This is a genomic window from Demequina muriae (assembly GCF_030418295.1).
Classification (GTDB): Bacteria; Actinomycetota; Actinomycetes; order Actinomycetales; family Demequinaceae; genus Demequina; species Demequina muriae.
In genome coordinates this window covers 1-607 of record NZ_JAUHQA010000027.1, presented here as the reverse complement: position 1 = coordinate 607, position 607 = coordinate 1, and the positions used below count along the sequence as shown (strand labels likewise).

The 607-nt window shown below is 62.4% G+C and carries 1 protein-coding gene; it reads right to left on the bottom strand.

The window, feature by feature from the left end; all coding sequences use genetic code 11:
* Positions 1-190: 190 nt before the first annotated feature.
* On the bottom strand, positions 191-607 hold a 417-nt coding region (locus QQX02_RS13195), incomplete at its 5' end, for a DnaB-like helicase C-terminal domain-containing protein (RefSeq protein WP_301143826.1).

The following is a 607-nucleotide window of genomic DNA, read 5'->3' as shown; positions in this document are numbered from 1 at the left end:
CTTGCTCATCGCTTGTTCCCTCGCTTGATTAGCCAGTGCATGCGCAGCCGTCCGCGCACCTCTTCCTGGCAGTTGCGTGTCGTGCATTGATCGTTCCCGCAGTCGGTCGGAAGCTTCTCGACCTCGGGCTTCCACTGGTCAGTGGGAAGGCGCGCAATGCGCTCGATGTGGTTGAAGCAGCAAAAGGCGGTCATACGGGCGCACCGAAACCGCGTGACTTTTGAGGCCCTGTAACCACCGGCTCAGGAAGTGCGCCCTCCCAATCCTCTAGCCGCATCTGGTCGAAGCGGTTGCGCAGATGGATCGTTTCGCCCGTGCGGATGTTTCGTCCCTTGGCCGGGATGACCTCAACTACGCCGGGCATGTCGCCGGGCGTGTAGTAGTCCTGGCGATGCAGGAACAGAATCACGTCCGCTTTCTGCTCGATTTCGCCGGACTCGCGAAGATCGGTCATCGTCGGGCGCTTCTCGGCACGGGTCGCGGCGGCGCGGTTGAGCTGGGCCAGGAACACGACCGGGCAGTTGAATTCCTTGGCGAGCGTCTTTCCTGCCTGGGCGATGCGTCCGTACTCGTGGCGCGTCTCGGCCTTACGGTCCAACCCCATGTC